This is a genomic window from Labrenzia sp. THAF191a, assembly GCF_009363335.1.
Taxonomy (GTDB): Bacteria; Pseudomonadota; Alphaproteobacteria; order Rhizobiales; family Stappiaceae; genus Roseibium; species Roseibium algicola.
On record NZ_CP045333.1, the window covers coordinates 5975997 to 5994717 of the forward strand.

At 59.6% G+C, this 18721-nt stretch carries 22 protein-coding genes, 1 tRNA gene and 1 riboswitch; of the genes, 11 read left to right on the plus strand and 12 right to left on the minus strand.

Going from position 1 to position 18721, the window contains the following annotated elements:
- Positions 1 to 114 precede the first annotated feature (114 nt).
- The 3 genes from FIV05_RS27395 (at position 115) to FIV05_RS27405 (ending at position 2161) form a co-directional block, all read left to right on the plus strand.
- Positions 115 to 528 (plus strand): tellurite resistance TerB family protein, encoded by a 414-nt coding sequence (locus tag FIV05_RS27395; RefSeq protein ID WP_152512098.1) that lies wholly within the window; start codon positions 115 to 117, stop codon positions 526 to 528.
- Positions 529 to 546: 18 nt separating this feature from the next.
- Positions 547 to 1647, plus strand: coding sequence for an alpha/beta hydrolase (locus FIV05_RS27400; RefSeq protein WP_152511698.1), 1101 nt, complete (start codon positions 547 to 549; stop codon positions 1645 to 1647).
- Positions 1648 to 1756: 109 nt separating this feature from the next.
- A complete protein-coding gene (locus FIV05_RS27405; RefSeq protein WP_152511699.1) occupies positions 1757 to 2161 on the plus strand; it encodes a hypothetical protein in 405 nt (134 codons plus the stop codon).
- A gap of 13 nt (positions 2162 to 2174) precedes the next feature.
- On the opposite strand, the gene apaG is transcribed toward FIV05_RS27405, so the two are convergent.
- Positions 2175 to 2576, minus strand: a complete 402-nt coding sequence (apaG, locus tag FIV05_RS27410) for a Co2+/Mg2+ efflux protein ApaG (RefSeq protein WP_023001798.1) — start codon at positions 2574 to 2576, stop codon at positions 2175 to 2177.
- 210 nt (positions 2577 to 2786) lie between these two features.
- On the opposite strand from apaG, the gene FIV05_RS27415 reads away from it, so the two are divergent.
- Positions 2787 to 3404, plus strand: coding sequence for a CDP-alcohol phosphatidyltransferase family protein (locus tag FIV05_RS27415; protein ID WP_152511700.1), 618 nt, complete (start codon positions 2787 to 2789; stop codon positions 3402 to 3404).
- Here FIV05_RS27415 and FIV05_RS27420 read toward each other — a convergent pair.
- Positions 3401 to 4600: an O-succinylhomoserine sulfhydrylase gene (locus FIV05_RS27420; RefSeq protein WP_152511701.1), complete on the minus strand. Its 1200-nt coding sequence runs from the start codon at positions 4598 to 4600 to the stop codon at positions 3401 to 3403. The genes FIV05_RS27415 and FIV05_RS27420 overlap by 4 nt on opposite strands.
- A gap of 45 nt (positions 4601 to 4645) precedes the next feature.
- Positions 4646 to 4725, minus strand: a riboswitch (SAM riboswitch).
- A gap of 138 nt (positions 4726 to 4863) precedes the next feature.
- Between FIV05_RS27420 and FIV05_RS27425 the strand changes: the two genes are divergently transcribed.
- Together FIV05_RS27425 and FIV05_RS27430 are read left to right on the plus strand one after the other, a co-directional pair.
- The gene (locus FIV05_RS27425; protein WP_062491861.1) at positions 4864 to 6000 is read left to right on the plus strand and encodes a 2'-deoxycytidine 5'-triphosphate deaminase; all 1137 of its coding nucleotides are present in this window, start codon (positions 4864 to 4866) and stop codon (positions 5998 to 6000) included.
- Between the two features lie 6 nt (positions 6001 to 6006).
- Positions 6007 to 6555, plus strand: coding sequence for a YigZ family protein (locus FIV05_RS27430; protein WP_152511702.1), 549 nt, complete (start codon positions 6007 to 6009; stop codon positions 6553 to 6555).
- A gap of 401 nt (positions 6556 to 6956) precedes the next feature.
- On the opposite strand, the gene FIV05_RS27435 is transcribed toward FIV05_RS27430, so the two are convergent.
- Positions 6957 to 7757 carry an ion transporter gene (locus tag FIV05_RS27435; RefSeq protein WP_031269660.1) on the minus strand — a complete coding sequence of 267 codons (801 nt, stop codon included), beginning with the start codon at positions 7755 to 7757 and terminating at the stop codon, positions 6957 to 6959.
- 169 nt (positions 7758 to 7926) lie between these two features.
- Here FIV05_RS27435 and FIV05_RS27440 point away from each other — a divergent pair.
- Positions 7927 to 8000 (plus strand) — tRNA-Gly (locus FIV05_RS27440).
- A gap of 40 nt (positions 8001 to 8040) precedes the next feature.
- Here the strand turns inward: FIV05_RS27440 and FIV05_RS27445 are convergent.
- Positions 8041 to 8247 (minus strand): DUF1127 domain-containing protein, encoded by a 207-nt coding sequence (locus tag FIV05_RS27445; protein WP_152511703.1) that lies wholly within the window; start codon positions 8245 to 8247, stop codon positions 8041 to 8043.
- Between the two features lie 152 nt (positions 8248 to 8399).
- On the opposite strand from FIV05_RS27445, the gene FIV05_RS27450 reads away from it, so the two are divergent.
- Entirely contained in the window at positions 8400 to 8849 is a 450-nt protein-coding gene (locus tag FIV05_RS27450) for an Lrp/AsnC family transcriptional regulator (protein WP_031269661.1), read from the plus strand.
- Between the two features lie 181 nt (positions 8850 to 9030).
- Entirely contained in the window at positions 9031 to 9912 is an 882-nt protein-coding gene (locus tag FIV05_RS27455) for a transporter substrate-binding domain-containing protein (RefSeq protein WP_209009807.1), read from the plus strand.
- A gap of 31 nt (positions 9913 to 9943) precedes the next feature.
- Here the strand turns inward: FIV05_RS27455 and FIV05_RS27460 are convergent, their stop codons facing one another.
- Positions 9944 to 10789, minus strand: coding sequence for a sterol desaturase family protein (locus FIV05_RS27460; RefSeq protein ID WP_152511704.1), 846 nt, complete (start codon positions 10787 to 10789; stop codon positions 9944 to 9946).
- Positions 10790 to 10904: 115 nt separating this feature from the next.
- On the opposite strand from FIV05_RS27460, the gene FIV05_RS27465 reads away from it, so the two are divergent.
- A complete protein-coding gene (locus FIV05_RS27465; protein WP_152511705.1) occupies positions 10905 to 11552 on the plus strand; it encodes an alpha/beta family hydrolase in 648 nt (215 codons plus the stop codon).
- A 117-nt stretch (positions 11553 to 11669) separates the two neighbouring features.
- Here FIV05_RS27465 and FIV05_RS27470 read toward each other — a convergent pair whose 3' ends face one another.
- The 3 genes from FIV05_RS27470 to FIV05_RS27480 are packed head-to-tail and all read right to left on the minus strand — an operon-like array spanning position 11670 to position 14792.
- Positions 11670 to 12656, minus strand: a complete 987-nt coding sequence (locus tag FIV05_RS27470) for an Hsp33 family molecular chaperone (RefSeq protein WP_152511706.1) — start codon at positions 12654 to 12656, stop codon at positions 11670 to 11672.
- 10 nt (positions 12657 to 12666) lie between these two features.
- Positions 12667 to 13596, minus strand: a complete 930-nt coding sequence (argF, locus tag FIV05_RS27475) for an ornithine carbamoyltransferase (RefSeq protein WP_152511707.1) — start codon at positions 13594 to 13596, stop codon at positions 12667 to 12669.
- Entirely contained in the window at positions 13596 to 14792 is a 1197-nt protein-coding gene (locus FIV05_RS27480; RefSeq protein WP_152511708.1) for an aspartate aminotransferase family protein, read from the minus strand. The genes argF and FIV05_RS27480 overlap by 1 nt, the downstream gene beginning before the upstream one ends.
- A 440-nt stretch (positions 14793 to 15232) precedes the next feature.
- On the opposite strand from FIV05_RS27480, the gene FIV05_RS27485 reads away from it, so the two are divergent.
- On the plus strand, positions 15233 to 15769 hold the full coding sequence (locus FIV05_RS27485) for a GcrA family cell cycle regulator (protein WP_023001812.1): 537 nt from the start codon (positions 15233 to 15235) through the stop codon (positions 15767 to 15769).
- Between the two features lie 162 nt (positions 15770 to 15931).
- Here FIV05_RS27485 and FIV05_RS27490 read toward each other — a convergent pair whose 3' ends face one another.
- The 4 genes from FIV05_RS27490 to pstB all read right to left on the minus strand — a co-directional run bounded on the left by FIV05_RS27490 (position 15932) and on the right by pstB (position 18711).
- A complete protein-coding gene (locus tag FIV05_RS27490) occupies positions 15932 to 16228 on the minus strand; it encodes a DUF1330 domain-containing protein (protein ID WP_152511709.1) in 297 nt (98 codons plus the stop codon).
- A 179-nt stretch (positions 16229 to 16407) separates the two neighbouring features.
- Positions 16408 to 17106: a phosphate regulon transcriptional regulator PhoB gene (phoB, locus tag FIV05_RS27495; protein ID WP_152511710.1), complete on the minus strand. Its 699-nt coding sequence runs from the start codon at positions 17104 to 17106 to the stop codon at positions 16408 to 16410.
- A gap of 80 nt (positions 17107 to 17186) precedes the next feature.
- Entirely contained in the window at positions 17187 to 17882 is a 696-nt protein-coding gene (phoU, locus tag FIV05_RS27500) for a phosphate signaling complex protein PhoU (RefSeq protein WP_023001814.1), read from the minus strand.
- Between the two features lie 31 nt (positions 17883 to 17913).
- Positions 17914 to 18711 carry a phosphate ABC transporter ATP-binding protein PstB gene (gene pstB / locus FIV05_RS27505; RefSeq protein ID WP_152511711.1) on the minus strand — a complete coding sequence of 266 codons (798 nt, stop codon included), beginning with the start codon at positions 18709 to 18711 and terminating at the stop codon, positions 17914 to 17916.
- Positions 18712 to 18721: the final 10 nt, after the last annotated feature.

Here is an 18721-nt window from a genome sequence, read left to right on the forward strand (position 1 = left end):
AATCGATTGTCTCGTAGCGGTGACTTGAAGCTTGTCTTCCAACCCGTTACATCGGGCGCACGATCAAGAAGAAATTTTCCGTCTTTTGGCGCTACGGGAGAATGAATAGTGTCTATGAACGAGCCGATCAGCGTACAGGAAGCCCTTATCTACGTGATGGTTATCGTCTCGGCGTCGGACAACCAGATGACCGACAACGAACTGGCCACCATCGGCGACATGATCAAGATGCTGCCCGTTTTCAATGGCTATGACGGCAACCGGATCATCCCGGCAGCCCAGCGCTGCGGCGACATCCTGCAGGAAGACAACGGCTTGCAGCTGGTGCTGGAGCTGGTTGGCGACGTCCTGCCGGCAAGGCTTTACGACACCGCATATGCGCTTGGGGTTGAAGTCGCGGCTGCCGATCTCCACGTCGAGAAGGAAGAATTGCGCATCCTTCAGCTTCTGCGCGACCGCTTCAAACTCGACAAACTCACCGTTGCCGCAATCGAGCGCGGTGCGATTGCCCGTCACCGGACCATCTGATCCTCTCGGAGCAGGTATTTGAAAGCAACGAAGGCCCTCGCCTGGGCCGGGGCGGTATCGATTACCGTCCTGGCAGGTGTTTTCCTGATTTTCCAGGGCCTTCAGGATTTCGATCTTTCTGAATACGAAACCCGGCCGATAGCCTTTTCCTTCGACGGATATTCCGTCGCCGGAACGTTGCATCTGCCCCGCCTGCAAGATCCTCGACCCGCAAACCCGCCTCTGGTCCTGATCGTTCACGGGGACGGGCCCGCCGACCGCTATTCCGGCGGTGGGTACATGCCTCTCATCAGCCGTCTTCTGGACAGTGGTCTTGCCGTCTATTCCTGGGACAAGCCGGGCGTCGGCGAAAGCCAGGGCGACTGGCTGTCCTTTTCCATGGAAGAGCGAGCCCGCCTTGCGGCAACGGCCCTTGCGACCGCAAAAGAACAGCCCGAATTGAAGACGTCTCCAGCCGGATTTCTCGGCTTTTCCCAGGCGGGGTGGGTTTTGCCCATTCTGGCGGAAGAGCCAGCGCAGGGCGATTTCTTCGTGATTGTCGGCGGAGCCGTCAATTGGCTGCGGCAGGCTGTGTATTATACTCGGCGCAGGCTGGAGCTTGCAGGTGCGGACAGCAAGACGATCGACAAGGCCCTCGCGCAGGACGCAAAAGACGGACAAAAGTTTCTAGACAGGGATTTTTCCTATCAGGACTATCTCGACAGCGGCATGGACAGGGTTCCGATGTCGGAAGATCGCTTCACATTTGCGCGCCGGAATGCGGCTTCCGACTCGACCGCCTCCCTTGTCCGTATCTCCTCGCCCGTTCTGACACTGCACGGAGCAGAGGACCTCAATGTCGATCCTCGTTTCAATTCCGGCATCTATCGAAAGATCCTGACGGACAACAATCCCGCCAACCGCTTCGTGATCGTCCCGGAAGCAACCCATGCGCTGCTGCGGGCGGAAGCCTTCAACTACCAGCTCGAGGGGCAAATGCCATCCTGGTCAAAGGCCTTGTTCATGGTCCTGGGGCGCCGTGCCTACGCACCGGGCGCGCTGGACACCATGACAATCTGGATCAAGGAACAGGCCTCAACAGCAAACACCCTTTCAACTTCACCAGATCGTTCAAATTGAACCCTTTTTGTTTTCGGTCCTTCAATCCGCCGCACCTTATCACCGGTGCGGGGACAGCACGCTTGTGGGCTGCCGGGACCTGTAGGTCCTTCAGTGCGGAGACGGGGACATGAGCAATCAGGCAATCGGAGAGCGGACAAGTGTGCGCTATCCACTGAGGCGGCGCCGCCAGAGGCTGCGCGTACAGCGCCCCATGCCTTATGCTGTCCGGTACGTGCAGGTTCGCACCGCTCCAAAGCAGGCGAACTGGGGCACGCGAATGATGATTGCCTTTGCAGGTTTCATCTGCGGCCTTGCAGCTGACGCGCTGGTGATGTTTGCCGAAGACCATTTCCATCTGGCAAAGAACCGGGATCCGGATCTTTTCGCATGGGTGCTCGGCACCGGCTTTGCCGGCCATATCCTCTATCTGATCTTCGGAATACTCGCGGTCACGTTGCTGACGGCCTTCAACCGCCGCAAGTGGATCTTGTGGCTGCTGATCGGCTTTGTCGGCGGACTTCTCAGTATCTGATCGGTTGATAGCCTCAATTCAGGCTGTGGATCGCATCCGGCAGATCGAGTGAAAACGCCGGAATGACGACGTCGAACATGGAGCCGTCCGGACGTTCCATCGAGTAGGACCCGGCCATGATGCCGCTGTCGGTCGAAAGCGGGCAGTGCGACGAATATTCATAGGTCTCGCCGGGCTCTATCACCGGCTGTTCACCGACTACGCCCTCGCCGCTGACTTCTTCCTGGCGCCCCCTGGCATCGGTTATCTGCCAGTAACGCGTCTTCAGCTGCACCGGTTCGCTGCCACCGTTGTGGATCTCGACCATATACGCCCAGATATACTCGCTCTCTTCCGGACGCGATTCATCGTCCAGATAAAACGGCTCGACGGAGACTTCGATCCCTTGGGTGATGGCGGTGTAACTGCCAGACACGGCTTTTCCTTAATTTCAGAACTGCGAACCTTGAAATAGACCGGTCCGAAGCGACTTCCACGGGTGGTGCCCGCTCGTTCAGGAGGGGCTTATAGGGCGAATGACGCAAGCGTGAAAGAGGGTTGTGACATATGAGGCCGGAATTGCTTGAGATTTGAGGCCGGATTTTGCAAGAACACCATCTGTCAGACCCAAAACAGTGATCTCTACATGTTCGATGCCCACCTGCGCCCGCTGATCGATCCGCCGCTGAACCGGTTGGGCCTGATCCTTGCCGGCACGGGGCTTACTGCCAACAGCGTGACCTTGGCGGGCTTTGCTGCCGGCATGGGGGCAGCCATCGCTATCGCAACGGGTCATACCCTGATCGGCTTGTTCCTGATCGTGGTCAACCGATTTGCAGACGGTCTCGATGGCGCATTGGCCCGGGCAACGGCCAAGACGGATCTTGGCGGCTACCTCGACATCACACTGGATTTCTTCTTCTACAGCGCAATCCCTCTGGCCTTTGCCATACAGGACCCGGCCAGCAACGCGTTGCCGGCGGTGGCACTTCTTGCCAGCTTCTACGCCAACGGATCGGCCTTTCTGGCCTTTGCCATCATGGCGGAGAAGAACAAGCTGACCACCGACGCTCAGGGCTCCAAATCGCTCTATTACATAGGCGGGCTGGCCGAAGGCACCGAGACCATCGCGCTATTCCTGCTGATGGCCCTGGTTCCCGCCTGGTTTCCTGCGCTTGCCTACGGTTTTGCCGCGATATGCTTCGTGTCCGCCGGCGCCCGGGTGCTCATTGGCGTGAAGGCGTTGCGGCAGACAGGCCGTTAGATCGCCTGGAGTGCCTTCTCGATATCTTCCAGCAGATCCTGCGGATCCTCCAGACCGATTGAAAGCCGCAGGATACCATCGGTGATGCCGAGTTCCTCCCGGGCTTCCTCGCCGATCGACTGGTGCGTGGTCGTCGCCGGATGGGTGATCAGGCTCTTGGCGTCGCCCAGGTTATTGGAGATCTTGACGATTTCCAGCGCGTTTGTGAAACGGAACGCCGCTTCCTTGCCGCCTTCGATTTCCATCGCCAACATGGTGGACCCACCGCTCATCTGGCGTTTGGCGACATCGGCCTGCGGGTGGTCGTCCCGGCCCGGATAGATCAGCCGCGCGACCTTGGACTGGCTTGCCAGATAGTCGGCAATCCTGCCCGCCGTTTCCGTCTGGCGCGCAACGCGCAGCGGTAGCGTTTCCAGGCCCTTCAACAGGACCCAGGCACTGAAGGGGCTCATGTGCGGACCGGTATGCTTGATGAAGGGCATGACCTCGTCGTTGATCCATTCCTCGTCCGACAGGATCACACCGCCGAGGCACCGGCCCTGGCCATCGATGTGCTTGGTGGCCGAATAGACGACCACGTCGGCACCGAGCTGAAACGGCGACTGATAAAGCGGGGTCGCAAACACGTTGTCGACGATCAGACGGGCACCGGCTTCCTTGGCGATCTGTGCCACGGCCTCGATGTCGATGACTTCCAGCGTCGGGTTGGTCGGGCTTTCCAGGAACAGGGCCTTGGTGTTCGGCCGTACAGCCGCCTTCCACTGCTCGATGTCCGTTCCGTCTACCAGCGTGCTTTCAACGCCGAAGCGCGGCAGCAGTGTTTCGCAAATATAGCGGCAGGAGCCGAACAGGGCCTTGGCGGCAATCACGTGATCGCCTGCCCTTACCGCTGCCATCAGCGCCAGATTGACGGCCGCCATGCCGCTGGCGGTTGCCCGCGCAGCCTCAGCCCCTTCCAGTGCCTTGATGCGGTCCTCGAACATGGTGACGGTCGGGTTGGCATAGCGGGAATAGACATAACCCGGATCCTCGCCATTGAACCTGGCCTCGGCAGCTTCGGCACCGCTGTAGGTGAAGCCCTGGGTCAGGTAGATGGTCTCCGAGGTCTCACCAAACGGTGACCGCATGGTGCCGCCATGAACCAGGGTGGTTGCAGGGCGCCAGTTCTTGTTTCCGGTCTTGGTGGTCTCAGTCATGTCTTTCATTCGCTCCAAACGCAAAAAACCCCAGCCTCAAGACCGGGGTTCTCACCTCCGGCCTTTTTAGCAACTTGTTTAACGTGGCTGCAAGCCGGCCGGCCCAAATCACCACGAAGTGAGCCTGTCCTACGGGAAAAGCAGGCACAGGTCAATTGTCTTGCGCACGTTCGCCTCAAAAGCCCCGTTCTGCCAGAATGCCTGTTGGCGCGGGCGGCCCGATCCTTTAATGACCATAGACCAGCATAATGCGGAACATCTTCATGAACGTCACAGCGGGTCAGGTCTTGAACGGAAGCGCACTTCTCACAGCAAACGGCATTCTGCCGGAACGGGTAATCCAGGCCATGTTCGCCGCCGGAGAGATTTCAGCGGACGCACCGCCTGTCACCGGTCAGATACAGCCTGCCAGCCTCGACCTGCGCCTGGGCAAGGAAGCCTACCGGGTGCGTGCCAGCTTCCTGCCGGGCCCCGACATCCAGGTAGCGGCTCGGCTTGAGCAGATGAAACTGCACACGGTCGACCTGAGCGAAGGTGCCGTCCTTGAAACTGGCTGCGTCTATATCGTGCCGCTGCAGGAAAGCCTCGCCCTGGCTCCCGACATTTCCGCAACTGCCAACCCGAAAAGCTCGACCGGTCGCCTGGACGTCTTCACGCGTGTCATCACAGACAACGGTCTTGCCTTCGACACCATTCCGGCCGGCTACACCGGTCCGCTTTATGCCGAAATCTCGCCGCTGACCTTTCCGATCCTCGTGCGGTCCGGGTCCCGCCTCAGCCAGATCCGCTTCCGGCGCGGTCAATCGCTCATTCCCGATGCGGAACTGGAAGAGGTCCACAAGGCCCACACGCTGATGAGCGGCGGCAACGAGCGCATCGGCAATGGTGTGCAGCTCTCCATCGATCTGGAAGGGACCGGACCCGACAGCCTGATCGGATATCGCGCCAAGCAACACTCCGGACTGATCGATGTGGATGTCGTCGGCGCGCAGGACGTCCTCGATTTCTGGGAGCCTATCTATCGCCGCCAACGGGCGGAGCTGATCCTCGATCCGGATGCATTCTATATTCTGGTCAGCCAGGAAGCGGTGCATGTGCCGCCGGACTATGCCGCCGAAATGGTGCCGTTCGATCCGCTCGTCGGCGAATTCCGCGTCCATTACGCTGGCTTCTTCGACCCCGGTTTTGGCCACGCCAGCGCCGGTGGTGTCGGCTCGCGTGCGGTTCTCGAAGTCCGCTCGCATGATGTCCCGTTCATCGTGGAACATGGCCAGACCATTGGCCGTCTGGTCTATGAGCACATGGCGGAGCGCCCGGCGACGCTCTACGGTGAAGGCATCGGCTCCAACTATCAGGGCCAGGCACTCAAGCTGTCCAAGCACTTCAAGGCACCCGCCTGACCGCCGATGGCCCTGAATACCGTCACCCGTGAGTTTGAAGGATTTCTGGAAGACCGGAAGTCCCGCTTTCTGGCGCATCTGGTGCCGGTGGACATGTTCGACCAGCGGATGGAAGAGCTGCGCAAGGAGCACAAGAAAGCCAATCACATCGTCACGGCGCACCGGAGACTTCTGGAGGACGACCGGATTGAGGAGAGCGGCAAGGACGACGGCGAACCCGCTGGCACCTCCGGCATGCCAACATTGCGCGTGCTGCAAGGCGCCGAACTGATCAACTGCGCTGTTCTGATCGTGCGTTATTTCGGCGGAACGAAACTCGGCGGTGGGGGCCTCGCCCGGGCCTATTCCGGCGCGGCGCAGGATGCGATCAACAACGCCGACCTGATACCGTTTCGAAAGATACTGTCGAAAACAGTTCGCGCAGATTTTGCTTCCGGATCGGAACTGGAACGGCGGATCGAGACCCTCGGCCTGACGGTGATGACCCGCGACTACACCGAAGACGGAGTGACGCTGACGGTCGAAGGGCCCGAAGAGGTTCTGGCAGAGCTATAAGGTCTCCAAGTCGGGAAGTTCTTTCCAACTTTTCCGAATGAGGCTGATTGCCCCCCTCAAATAGCCGACAGTCGCTTACGTCATCCCATGGCGAGACCATGGGATCCATGCCGTTTCCTCACCAAACAGCCTTGTGCCGTTCGACCGAAATCACGGCTTGGATTGCCGGATCAAGTTCGGCAATGACGAACGGATGGTTGGATATCCCGGGCCGACGTCGCATCAGCGGGAGTTGAGAGCCGGATCTGTTAGACAAAGCAATTGCACTACTCGCCAAGTAGCCGACCGACTACGGCTCTCCTCACCCATGCGGGATGCACGCCCCCTCCTGCCCGTTGCTGGAGAGCAAAACCGCGCCGATAGGTCACCCGAATGATCACCAGCATCAAGCGTCGCAGGTCTTACGTCCGCGTCTTGCCGGCTTCCGCCTTCAGCTCTTTCAGTTCTGCTCGAAGCGCCCTGACCTCTTCCAGGATCAGGCCTGTGTCGTCATGGATCGCCTGGCGGTTGGCGTCTGCTTCGGCCTCGTGCTCCTCCTGCATGGCAGAGACGATAATACCGATGAAGAGGTTCAGAACCGTGAAGGCCGTGCACAGGATGAAGGGGACAAAGAACAGCCAGGAATAGGGATAGACATCCATGACCGGACGCACGATGCCCATGGACCAGCTTTCCAGTGTCATGACCTGGAACAGCGTGTAGAGCGATGCGCCGAGATTGCCGAACCATTCCGGAAAGGCTTCGCCATAGAGCTTGGTCGCCATGACGGCGAAGACGTAAAAGACCAGCGCCATCAGCACGACGATGGAGCCCATACCCGGCAGGGCGGCCACCAGCCCGCCGATAACACGGCGCAGGGACGGTACGACGGAAATGAGGCGCAGAGCCCTCAGGATTCGCAGCGACCGCAGAACGGACAGGTTGCCTGTTGCCGGCATCAGCGAGATTGCAACGATGCTGAAGTCGAAGAGGCTCCAGGGGTCCTTGAAGAACTTCAGGCCATGGGCATAGAGCCGCAGAGCCAGTTCAACGACGAAAATGCCCAGGATCACCTGATCGACCAGCCTGAGGAAACTGCCTACCTCTGCCATGACAGCAGGACTGGTCTCCAGACCGAGCGTCACCGCGTTCAAAACGATAACGCCGATGATGCAGACTTCCCAGTTGCGTGAGGTGACCAGCGCCCTGACCTGATTTCGCATATATATGACCCGGTTTGATGTCTTTTCGTGCGTACCGCACTGCCCGGGCCGGAACATGGCGATTTCAGCGTCGCAGCGCAAGATCGCAGCGCTTTGGAAAAGCATCTACCCATCAGAGAAGCGTGCTTGACAGGTCGGGCAAGTCGGCGCAGAAAGCTCATCAGGTTCGGCGGGTGTAGCTCAATGGTAGAGCAGAAGCTTCCCAAGCTTAAGACGGGGGTTCGATTCCCCTCACCCGCTCCAAACAACCAATCCAATTCCCGAATTTTTCAGTGACTTTTCTTCAGCGCAGCGTTTCGCCGACCTGTGGGGGGGTCCGGACATCTGCACGGCTGAGGCCAACATCCTTCAGGAGGTAGTCGGGCAGATCCGCCAGGTGGGCCATATCGCGCCGACGGCGCAGGCACTTCAGCGCAAAGTGCAAGACGGCAGCACCGAGACCGGCTCTACGGACGCGTGCCAGGTGCAGGGGTACAAGGTGATCGGTCATCTGTTTTGCTCCTTTCCAACGGGACAGGTGCAAGCTTAGAAAAAGTCCTCGACGGACAGTGCGCGAAATTCTCGAACTTCAGCGATAGTTTCGCGAAAATTCAGATTTTTTGATAAACTTCCGCACAATTGTACCGAACAGGACTTCTCATCATGGATCTGGACGATTTCGATCATCAGCTGCTGCATCTCCTCAGTCTCGATGCCCGCCAGACCGGCAAGGAGCTTTCCGAGAAGGTTGGCCTGTCGTCTGCCGCCTGCCTGCGCAGGGTGCAACGCCTGAGAGAAGTCGGGGCAATCGAGCGGGAAGTGGCCATCGTGTCACCGGAGGCAACTGGCGCTTCCGTCACCTTGCTCGTGATGCTCATGCTGTCGCGTGGACAGCCGGAGCGTATGGCGAAGTTGCGACAGAAGTTACTGAAGCTTCGGGAAGTGAAAAAGATCTACCACGTCACAGGTCCGGCCGATCTGGTACTAACCGTGCAGTGCTCTTCCATGGAAGCCTATGCAACTTTCACCGAAGCGCATTTCTATGAAGACGACATCAAGGGTTTCGACACGATCGTCGTCCTGCGCTCCTATGATCCGGAACCGGAAACCTGACCGCACTTCGCGGAATTCAGCCGACGCTGTGCCTGTCAGAGTTCACGCGTTTGTTTTCAGGAATGCCTCGTGCCATCTTCGACGGAGCGGGCTGACAAGCGCTGCCGGTTCGCGATATTCTGTCTGCACGATTCCCGGCGCGTATTGCCGACCATGACCTGATATGGAACGAGACGTCCGCGTGCCTGCTTCACTGCCACCACTCAAGACTATCTGCCGCGTTGCAGCCGGGCTGCTGACGCTTGGCACTTTGGCGCTCGGGACTTTGGCGCTCGGCATCCTGTCGGCTTCAGCCCAGGAGGCTTCGGTCCGCGTTCCCAATTTCTGGGATCCGAAAGCCGTCCACGACCGGCCGAATGCCATTCCGGACAAGATCCAGTTTCTGGCGACCGACGGATATCCGCCCTTCGTCTTTCGTGACCAGCATGGCCGTCTTACCGGCTTCAATGTCGATCTCGCGCGGGCTCTCTGCCAGGAGCTGGGAAGTTCCTGCGCCCTGCGCATCAAGGACTTCGAGGTTCTTCTGCCTGCACTGGACGAAGAAGAAGGTGACGCGATCATCTCCGGCCTGTCGCGCAGCCTCCCCTCCACGCGCCGCCTCAACTTCACAGAAGACTATCTGAAGCTGCCGGCGCGGTTTGTGGTTCGAGCGTACAACGCGTCCGATTTCAACGAGCAGGCTCTCACCGGCAAGCGGATAGCCGTTGAAGCCGGGTCCCGCTACGAGGCGTTTGCCAAGCGCTTCTTTCCCGATGCCGAGATCATCAGTCTGGAAACCGCAGAGGCGACACGTGAGGCGGTCAAGGGCGGGTCGGCCGATGCTTTGTTCGGCGATGGCCTGAACCTGTCGTTCTGGCTGCCGAGCGAAGCTGCAGATGGCTGCTGTGCCTTTGCCGGCGGCCCGTGGCTGGAGCCGGGCTATTTTGACGAAGGCATGGCTATTGCGACGCGTCAGGACGACCCGGAACGGGCTGCGGCCCTCACCTATGCCTTGCGCCAGCTGCACCAGAAGGGCATCTACCGCGAGCTTTACCTGCGCTATTTTCCCATGAGCTTCTTCTGACTTTTCCGGCCATTCCCGACAAGGGACCAGGTCAGCTTTGGCCTTTCGCGTCCTCGACGCGCGCCTCCTTCTGGCGGTCCGGATTTTTCAGGAACGGGATCGCCAGGCTGAAGGGAAACGAATGCGCACGCGGTGTGAGCGCGGCGCCGAGCCCGATTTCCATCGTTTCCTGTCCCTGCTCGGGATCTTCCACGTAGGTTCCGAACAGACGGTCCCAGACCGAAAGGTAGAATCCGTAGTTGGAATCCGTCTCGTGCGGTAGCACCGAGTGATGAATGCGGTGCATGTCCGGAGTGACGATCAGAAACCGCAAGGGGCGGTCCAGCCAAAGCGGCAAGCGGACATTGGCGTGGCTGAAAACCGCAGAACCGTTGAGAACGATCTCGAAGATCAGCACGGCTTCAACAGGACCGCCGAGGGCGATGATGACCACCCCTTTCCAGAGGAAGGACAGCAGAATTTCGATCGGGTGGAACCTGAGCGCGGTTGTTGCGTCCACCTCACTATCTGCATGGTGCATGCGGTGAATGCGCCAGAACAGGGGAACCTTGTGCGACACCAGATGCTGAAACCACACCGCAAGATCGAGCACGACAAAGGTGATCAGACCGGCCACAACACCTGACCAGCCGAGCAATGCAAAGAGACCCCAACCGTTTTCCTGTGCCAGCATTGCAAGGCCGACACCGCCGATGGGGAAGATCAGCCGCACCAGAAGGGCATCAAGCAGAACAATGCCCCAGTTGGTCGGCCAGCGCTTCAAACGGCTGCTCTTCAGGCGCCGCCGTGGCAAGCCCGCCTCCAACAGCGCCATTATCAGAAAGATGCCGCCGAAACAGGCCATGCGAACCTGGTTGATGTCGATCTGGTCAAACATGGGGTCTTTTGAAACGTCCTGACTAATGCTGCTTGCCACGGTCCCGATGGCACGATAGGGCGATACGACAATACTCCTGATATCATTCCTTGCCGCCGCGACAGATCACATCATCATGACCGACTTTCTCTGGACCCGCCCCGAAACGCCACCTGTGGCAACCCTGCTGCTGGCCCATGGCGCTGGCGCTGCCATGGACTCAGCGTTCATGAACAAGCTCGCGGCAGCCCTCTCGAGCCAAGGCATTGCGGCCGCACGCTTTGAATTTGCCTATATGGCCGGCCGCCGGACGGGAGGCCCGAAAAAGCCGCCGCCCCGGGCCGACAAGCTGATTGCCGAGTTCCAGACCGCCCTGCAATCTGTCCTCAGCCAGAGTGACGGCCCTCTGCTGATCGGCGGCAAATCGATGGGTGGTAGGGTCGCCGCGATGCTGGCGGGCGGCGGCTCGTTGCCTGGTCGCGCCAAGGGCGTTGCCTGTTTCGGCTACCCTTTCCACCCGACCGGCAAGGCCGATGCCGAGTGGCGGCTCCAGCCGCTGCAGGACGCCAAACGGCCGGTTCTGGTGCTCCAGGGCGACCGGGATCCGTTCGGCTCGAAGGCGGAACTCGATGAAGTCGCCCTGCCCGCTCACGTCAGCCTGACCTATCTGGAAGATGGCAACCATGACTTCGGCCCGCGCGGCAAGTCGCCGGCGACACTCGACGGCAACATCAAGCTGGCAGCCGAAGCAGTCAGGGCATTCGTGGATCGGCTCACGAGTTAGGACCCACTACGTGCCCGGACAAGCGCAGCGCAAGTCCAGGGCTTACGCGCAAGGCAGCAAGGAAAAAAGCCCGGACCGTTTCCGATCCGGGCTTTTTGAATTTCACGACAGGCCGGCTTACTGGCCGGGCTTGCCGTCGAATTCGTAGCTGGTGCAGCAGAACTCGCAGGTGACGATGATCTTGCCGTCGACAGTCATGTGGTCGACGTCGTCGTCGCTGAACCCGGCGAGAACATTCTCGATCTTCTCGCGAGAGCAGCTGCACTTGTCGACCAGCGGCTGCGGCTCGAAAAGGCGGACGCCGCGTTCGTGAAACAGGCGGAAGAGCAGCATTTCCACGCTGACTTCCGGATCTGTCAGTTCGACATCCTTGACCGTCTCGACAAGTACCTTGGCTTCCACCCAGGCATCGTCCTCGTCAATCTCGTGCGGGCTCGTGCCTTCCGGGGCATTGCCCGGGTCGATGTCAGCCTGGCGCATGCGTTCCGGCGCTTCCGGCAGGAACTGGATCAGGATCCCGCCGGCTGTCCAGGTTTTCACGTGACCCTCGCCTTCCTGGCGGGTGAACAGTTCACCGACACCAAGACGAACTTCTGTCGGGATCTGCTCGGATCGCTCGAAGTACCGGCGTGCGACTTCTTCCAGCGACACACCATCCAGCTCCACCAGTCCCTGGTAGCGCTGCATGTGCATTCCCTGGTCGATGGTCATCGCCAGATGTCCGTGGCCGAGAAGGGCCTCCTGCGTCGCCTTGCCGTCAGCCATCAGCGCCGCGACTTCTGCAGCATTGAAGGTTGCGCAGGCGCGGATTGCGTCGGGTGACTTGAAGTCGACGACCAGCATGGACACCGGCCCCTTCGTCTGCGTCTGCAGCGTGAAGCGACCGTCGAATTTCAGCGACGTGCCCAAGAGGCTGGTCAGAACGATCGCTTCCGCCAGCAGGCGCGAGACCGGTTCCGGATAGGCATGCCGGTCCAGAATTTTTTCCAGGACAGGACCAAGCGCGACCGCCCGGCCGCGCACATCGAGCCCTTCCACGGCAAAGGGCCGGACAGCGTCCAGCCCTGCAGGCGTAATGCCCAGTTCATCAAGATTAAGTGCCACTTGGCTTGCCTTATGCTGCGCCGAAGCACCAGGCCAGAATGCCCTTTTGGGCATGGAGCCGGTTTTCGGCTTCGTCAAACACAACGGAGTTGGGACCGTCCATGACGTCCGAGGTGACTTCCTCACCCCGGTGGGCCGGCAGGCAATGCATGAACAGGGCGTCCTGGTTTGCCTCAGCCATCAGGCGCTTGTTGACCTGATAGGCGCTGAGGAGATTGTGACGCGATTCCGCATCATCATCACCCATGGACACCCAGCAGTCGGTCACGACACAGTCGGTCCCCTTGACTGCCTCATATGGGTCCGTCGTGACCTGAATGGAACCACCCTTGGCACGAGCAGTTTCAATCAGGTCCATCGGCGGCGCCAGTTCGCCCGGCGTCGCGATGCGCAATTCGAAATCGAAGCGCGGCGCGGCATGAATCCAGGAGGCGAGCACGTTGTTGCTGTCACCGGTCCAGGCAACGCTCTTGCCCTTGATCGAACCGCGATGCTCTTCAAAGGTCAACAGATCCGCCATGATCTGACAGGGATGCGAGAGCTTGGTCAGGCCGTTGATCACCGGCACTGTCGCATTTTCGGCAAGTTCACGCAGGTCGTTGTGATCGAGGATGCGGATCATGATCGCGTCGACGAAGCGTGACAGAACCCGCGCCGTATCGGCGATTGTCTCGCCGCGGCCGAGCTGCATTTCCGCACCGGTCAGCATCAAGGTCTCGCCGCCAAGCTCACGCATGCCGACATCGAAGGAAATGCGCGTACGGGTGGACGGCTGTTCGAAAATCATGGCGAGCACCTTGCCCGCCAGAGGACCCTGGCCGCGATGCACGCCGTTACGGCTCGACTTGATCTTCCGGCTGGTGTCCAGGATGGCGCGCAGTTCTTCGCCTTCGAAGTCCGTCAGATCCAGAAAGTTCCGGTAGGTTCCGTTTGCGGTCATCAGGCCGCTCCTTCCGCCAATTTCGCTTCCACGGCGACAGCAGCCTGTTCCAGGCGCTCGACAGCAATGGAAATTTCCTCTTCGCTCATGGTCAGCGGCGGCATGATGCGCACCACGTTATCGCCGGCAGGAACTGCCAGCAGACCGGCTTCACGGGCTGCAAGCACATAATCTGCTACCGGCACCACGCATTTCAGACCGAGCATCAGGCCGTTGCCGCGCACTTCCGCCAGAACGTCCGGATGGCTATCCACCAGTCCGGCCAGCTTCTGCTTGAAGCTGAGCCCCTTCTGACGGACACCTTCCAGGAACCCGTCTTCCAGAACGACGTCCAGAACGGCATTGCCGACTGCCATGGCCAGCGGATTGCCGCCAAAGGTGGTGCCGTGGGTCCCGGGTGACAGCGCCGCTGCCGTTTCTGCCGTTGCAAGACATGCGCCCATCGGGAACCCGCCGCCGATACCCTTGGCGATTGCCATCAGGTCCGGTTCCACGCCCGCCCACTGGTGAGCGAACAGCTTGCCGGTCCGTCCGACACCGGTCTGGATCTCGTCGAAGATCAGCAGAATGCCGTTGTCATCACAGATCTTGCGCAGCGCACGCAGGAAATCGGCCGGAATTTCGCGGATCCCGCCCTCGCCCTGCACGGGCTCGATCGCGATTGCGGCCGTTTGCGGACCGATGGCATCTTTCAGCGCATCCAGGTCTCCTGCCGGCACCTGATCGAAACCGGGAGCCTTCGGGCCGAAGCCCTCAAGATATTTCGCCTGGCCGCCAGCCGCGATGGTCGCGATGGTCCGGCCATGGAAAGCGCCTTCGAAGGTCACGATGTGGAACCGCTCGGGGTTGCCGTTGTCATAATGATAACGGCGCGCGCATTTGATGGCAGCTTCCATCGCTTCCGCGCCGGAATTCACGAACAGCACCTTGTCGGCAAAGGTTTCCGCGCACAGGCGCTGCGCCAGCCGTTCGCCATCCGGGATCTGGTGCAGGTTGGAGGTATGCCACAGCTTGGCTGCCTGATCCTGCAATGCCTTGACCAGATGCGGATGGGCATGACCGAGTGCGTTGACCGCGATGCCGGAACCGCAATCGAGGAATCGTCGGCCATCGGTGGTAACCAGCCAGACGCCTTCCCCATGATCGAAAGAAAGGTTCGATCTTGCGTAATTTCCGAATAGTGCAGTCGCGGACATAACCTCGTTTGTCTCCTTTAAACGCCCCTGCTGTCCCTGCGTCGCCCCGACGCCGAGCCGTCACCTTGAAAAGATGCCGAAGGGCCAAAACGCAACGTGCCGCCCCGATGAGGCGGCACGCAGCGGCTTTCTTATACACTGCCGGTACCATGCACTGTCAATGGAAATGGCGCACAAGACATTTCATGTGCCGCAGAGGGCGGATTTCATAAAATTCTCAATGACCTCGCCATAATTGGGGAAAAGTCGTTTCATCCCCAACTGGTTTGGGTCGAGTGGTTGCCTGACAAATTAACGTTATTGTAACCTCTCAGCAATCAGACACGAGATCTCGTGAGGCAAATCACCAAGAGGCACTAGATCTGCCAGCATTAAGCGTGCTTGCGCATGCTTAACACGGGGTTAATGGCCGCAGGACGGTCAAACTAAAGGGTGCGGCAATGAGTTGGACAAACGAACGAGTTGAGCTTCTCAAAAAGCTTTGGGGCGACGGCTTGAGCGCAAGCCAGATCGCAGGCGAACTGGGTGGTGTTACCCGTAACGCCGTGATCGGCAAGGTGCACCGCCTTGGCCTGTCCGGCCGCGCCAAGTCCACCTCTTCAAGCGCCAAGCCGCGCCGGCCGCGCACCGCAGCTCCTGCCACGGGTGCAGCGCCGAAGAAACCGACGACGTCACATCCGCAGTCGATCGGCGCAACGGCCCTGAAAGCAGACATCTCGCCTGCACCAGTGGTGGCTGCCAAGCCGCGCGTGGAGCCGATTGCAGAACTTGTTCCGATCTCGCAGCGGGCAACGATCCTGACGCTGACCGAGCGGACCTGCAAATGGCCGATTGGCGACCCGGCAACCGACGACTTCTACTTCTGCGGCCGCCAGTCCGATGCCGGCGTCCCCTACTGCGCTCATCACTGCAAGATCGCGTATCAGCCGGTCGCCGACCGCCGCCGCGACCGCAAGACGATGGCTCAGGCAGGCTGATAGCCTCGCACCGAACCAATTCATGAGAAAGCCCGCCATCTGGCGGGCTTTTTTCGTTCCTTGAACACACTTTCGATCGCCAATGACTGGTCGCAAACCCGCTTTCGGAATCTCGCAGGAAGTGTGACTTTCTCTCGCGCTCCCGAGGCTAACGGCATCCGGTTATTCGACTAGTCTATCGACCAGGATCGCGTTCAACCTGGAACCGGAGCGCCGCAGCTTCGCAAGATCTTGAAATTCCGCAGAAGTCCAGAAATCGTTAGCGCTTTCCCGGTCAGGGAACTCGAGGATAAAAGCTGCATCCGGGATCAACAGATCCCCTTCAAGACCGCTGGGATTGCCACCACGGACAAGGAACCGCCCTCCATGTGCCGCAACCAGGTCTGGAATTCTTGCAAAGTACTCCGCCATCCAGTCGCGATTTTGAATTTGCATCTGGCCGATCACAAACGCTGTCATGAGTTCACTTTCAAAACGGGCTGATCTCCACCCCGAAGCTAGCCAATCAACAACAACGGTACAACCGCGCCGCCTGGCATGCTGGTTCCCGGAGGTGTTTCCTCCGTGATGAAAAACTTGAGGGCAAGACAAAAAAGCCCGCCAATGGCGGGCTTCATTCAGGGCGTTGGCCGGTGAAATCAGCCGACTGCCGTGAACTGGTCATTAAAGGCGTATCCGGCACCACGGACGGTACGGATAGGATCCTTCGCCTTGCCCTTGTTCAGAGCCTTGCGCAAGCGACCGACGTGAACATCGACAGTGCGTTCGTCCACGTAGACATCGTGACCCCAGACCCCATCCAGCAGTTGTTCGCGGGAGAAGACACGGCCAGGCGATGTCATCAGGAATTCCAGCAGGCGGAATTCCGTCGGCCCCAGGTGTATTTCCTTGGTGTTGCGGCGAACACGGTGCGTTTCGCGATCCAGTTCGATATCGCCCGACCGCAACATGCTGGACACCACTTCCGGGCTTGCCCGGCGCAGGATGGCGCGCACGCGGGCCATCAATTCCGGTACCGAGAAAGGCTTGACCACGTAGTCGTCGGCACCGGTCGACAGGCCGCGGATGCGCTCTGCTTCCTCACCGCGTGCCGTCAGCATGATGACCGGCAGGCGCTCGGTGTCTTCGCGCGCCCGCAGGCGGCGGCACAGTTCAATTCCGGACAGTCCCGGCAGCATCCAGTCGAGCAGCAACAGATCCGGCAGGCTTTCCCGCAGGCGGATTTCCGCCTCATCACCCCGGACACAGGACTCGACCGAGTACCCTTCCGCTTCCAAATTGTATCTCAATAGAAGGCTGAGCGGTTCTTCGTCTTCAACGATGAGCACCTTCGGCATACATCTCGCTCCAATTACCGCAACCGGCGCCGAAGCGCCGGCCGTTAAGATCTTCTGCAAATCCGACGATTACCAGCAGGTCAGACCGCGCCTGTTTCGTCGACCTTTGCCCGGTCTTCCGGCAAACGCTCGCCAGTGACCATGTAGTAGACGTTCTCGGCGATGTTCGTCGCGTGATCGCCGATGCGCTCGATGTTCTTTGCGCAGAACAAGAGATGGACGCACTGGGTAATGACCCGCGGGTCTTCCATCATGTAGGTCAGGAGTTCACGGAAGATCGACGTGTAGATCGCATCGACCTCGGCATCGGCTTCCTGAACCCGGCGGGCGGCTTCCGCATCCTTCCGGGCGTAGGCATCCAGCACCTGCTTGAGCTGCGAAAGAGCGAGTTCCGTCATGTGCTCCACACCGATCGCGAGCTTCTTGGACTGCAAGTCGCTGTCGATGGCGATGACGCGCTTGGCAACGTTCTTTGCAAGATCGCCAACACGCTCCAGGTCATTGGCAATGCGCGTTGCAGCGGTGATTTCACGCAGGTCCTGCCCCATAGGCTGGCGGCGGACGATCAGCTCGATCAGCTTGACTTCAAGTTCGTTGTAAAGGCTGTCCAGCCGGACATCGCCCTTGATCGTCGCCTTGGCAAGCTCCAGATCCTGCGACACCAGCGCGGACACCGCATCGGCGAAAGCCTTTTCGGCAATACCACCCATTTCGGCAACCTTGCCGGCCATGGCCGTCAGTTCGTCATCGTAAGCCGAGACTGTATGTTCAGACATCCTGTGTCCCCTTCAGAAACCTAAAAAATGCTTAGCCGAAGCGGCCCGTAATATAGTCCTGCGTACGCTTGTCCTTCGGATTGGTAAAGATGTCCTCCGTCAGACCTTCCTCCACCAAAATACCCAGGTGGAAGAACGCGGTACGCTGAGACACACGGGCAGCCTGCTGCATCGAGTGGGTCACGATCACGATGGTGAAGTTTTCCCGCAGTTCGTCGATCAGCTCTTCCACCTTCGCGGTCGCGATGGGGTCGAGTGCCGAGCACGGTTCGTCCATCAGGATCACTTCCGGGCTGACGGCAATCGCGCGGGCAATGCACAGACGCTGCTGCTGACCGCCCGACATGCCGGTGCCCGGCTCGTCCAGACGGTTTTTGACTTCTTCCCAAAGTCCGGCCTTCTGCAGGCTGGAGGCAACGATCTCATCAAGCTCGGACTTGCTGCGGGCCAGTCCATGGATCCGCGGACCGTACGCAATGTTGTCGTAGATCGACTTGGGAAACGGGTTCGGCTTCTGGAACACCATGCCGACCTTGGCACGCAGCTGTACGGGATCGACCTTGGGATCGTAGATGTCCTCACCGTCGATCTTGATCGACCCTTCCACACGGCAGATGTCGATGGTGTCGTTCATACGGTTGATCGTCCGCAGGAACGTTGACTTGCCACATCCGGACGGACCGATGAAGGCAGTCACGGACCGCGGCTGGATCTCGATGTCCACGTCCTTGATGGCGTGGGTATCGCCATAATAGACCTGCACCTTGTTCGCGGAAATTTTGCTGTCGGTCATGGTTTTCGCCTGTTCAAAATTCGGCATCTCGTTCATCGGAGCAATC

What these genes read in the sequence shown, in the direction of transcription:
- FIV05_RS27415 (WP_152511700.1), top strand. Translation starts at nt 2,787, where the DNA reads ATGTTCGATGCCCACCTGCGCCCGCTGATCGATCCGCCGCTGAACCGG.
- FIV05_RS27430 (WP_152511702.1), top strand. Translation starts at nt 6,007, where the DNA reads ATGGCCCTGAATACCGTCACCCGTGAGTTTGAAGGATTTCTGGAAGAC.
- FIV05_RS27460 (WP_152511704.1), bottom strand. Translation starts at nt 10,789, where the DNA reads ATGTTTGACCAGATCGACATCAACCAGGTTCGCATGGCCTGTTTCGGC.
- FIV05_RS27395 (WP_152512098.1), top strand. Translation starts at nt 115, where the DNA reads ATGAACGAGCCGATCAGCGTACAGGAAGCCCTTATCTACGTGATGGTT.
- FIV05_RS27450 (WP_031269661.1), top strand. Translation starts at nt 8,400, where the DNA reads ATGGATCTGGACGATTTCGATCATCAGCTGCTGCATCTCCTCAGTCTC.
- FIV05_RS27465 (WP_152511705.1), top strand. Translation starts at nt 10,905, where the DNA reads ATGACCGACTTTCTCTGGACCCGCCCCGAAACGCCACCTGTGGCAACC.
- argF (WP_152511707.1), bottom strand. Translation starts at nt 13,596, where the DNA reads ATGACCGCAAACGGAACCTACCGGAACTTTCTGGATCTGACGGACTTC.
- FIV05_RS27435 (WP_031269660.1), bottom strand. Translation starts at nt 7,757, where the DNA reads ATGCGAAATCAGGTCAGGGCGCTGGTCACCTCACGCAACTGGGAAGTC.
- FIV05_RS27425 (WP_062491861.1), top strand. Translation starts at nt 4,864, where the DNA reads ATGAACGTCACAGCGGGTCAGGTCTTGAACGGAAGCGCACTTCTCACA.
- FIV05_RS27490 (WP_152511709.1), bottom strand. Translation starts at nt 16,228, where the DNA reads ATGACAGCGTTTGTGATCGGCCAGATGCAAATTCAAAATCGCGACTGG.
- phoU (WP_023001814.1), bottom strand. Translation starts at nt 17,882, where the DNA reads ATGTCTGAACATACAGTCTCGGCTTACGATGACGAACTGACGGCCATG.
- FIV05_RS27480 (WP_152511708.1), bottom strand. Translation starts at nt 14,792, where the DNA reads ATGTCCGCGACTGCACTATTCGGAAATTACGCAAGATCGAACCTTTCT.
- FIV05_RS27445 (WP_152511703.1), bottom strand. Translation starts at nt 8,247, where the DNA reads ATGACCGATCACCTTGTACCCCTGCACCTGGCACGCGTCCGTAGAGCC.
- FIV05_RS27420 (WP_152511701.1), bottom strand. Translation starts at nt 4,600, where the DNA reads ATGACTGAGACCACCAAGACCGGAAACAAGAACTGGCGCCCTGCAACC.
- phoB (WP_152511710.1), bottom strand. Translation starts at nt 17,106, where the DNA reads ATGCCGAAGGTGCTCATCGTTGAAGACGAAGAACCGCTCAGCCTTCTA.
- FIV05_RS27485 (WP_023001812.1), top strand. Translation starts at nt 15,233, where the DNA reads ATGAGTTGGACAAACGAACGAGTTGAGCTTCTCAAAAAGCTTTGGGGC.
- pstB (WP_152511711.1), bottom strand. Translation starts at nt 18,711, where the DNA reads ATGAACGAGATGCCGAATTTTGAACAGGCGAAAACCATGACCGACAGC.
- FIV05_RS27405 (WP_152511699.1), top strand. Translation starts at nt 1,757, where the DNA reads ATGAGCAATCAGGCAATCGGAGAGCGGACAAGTGTGCGCTATCCACTG.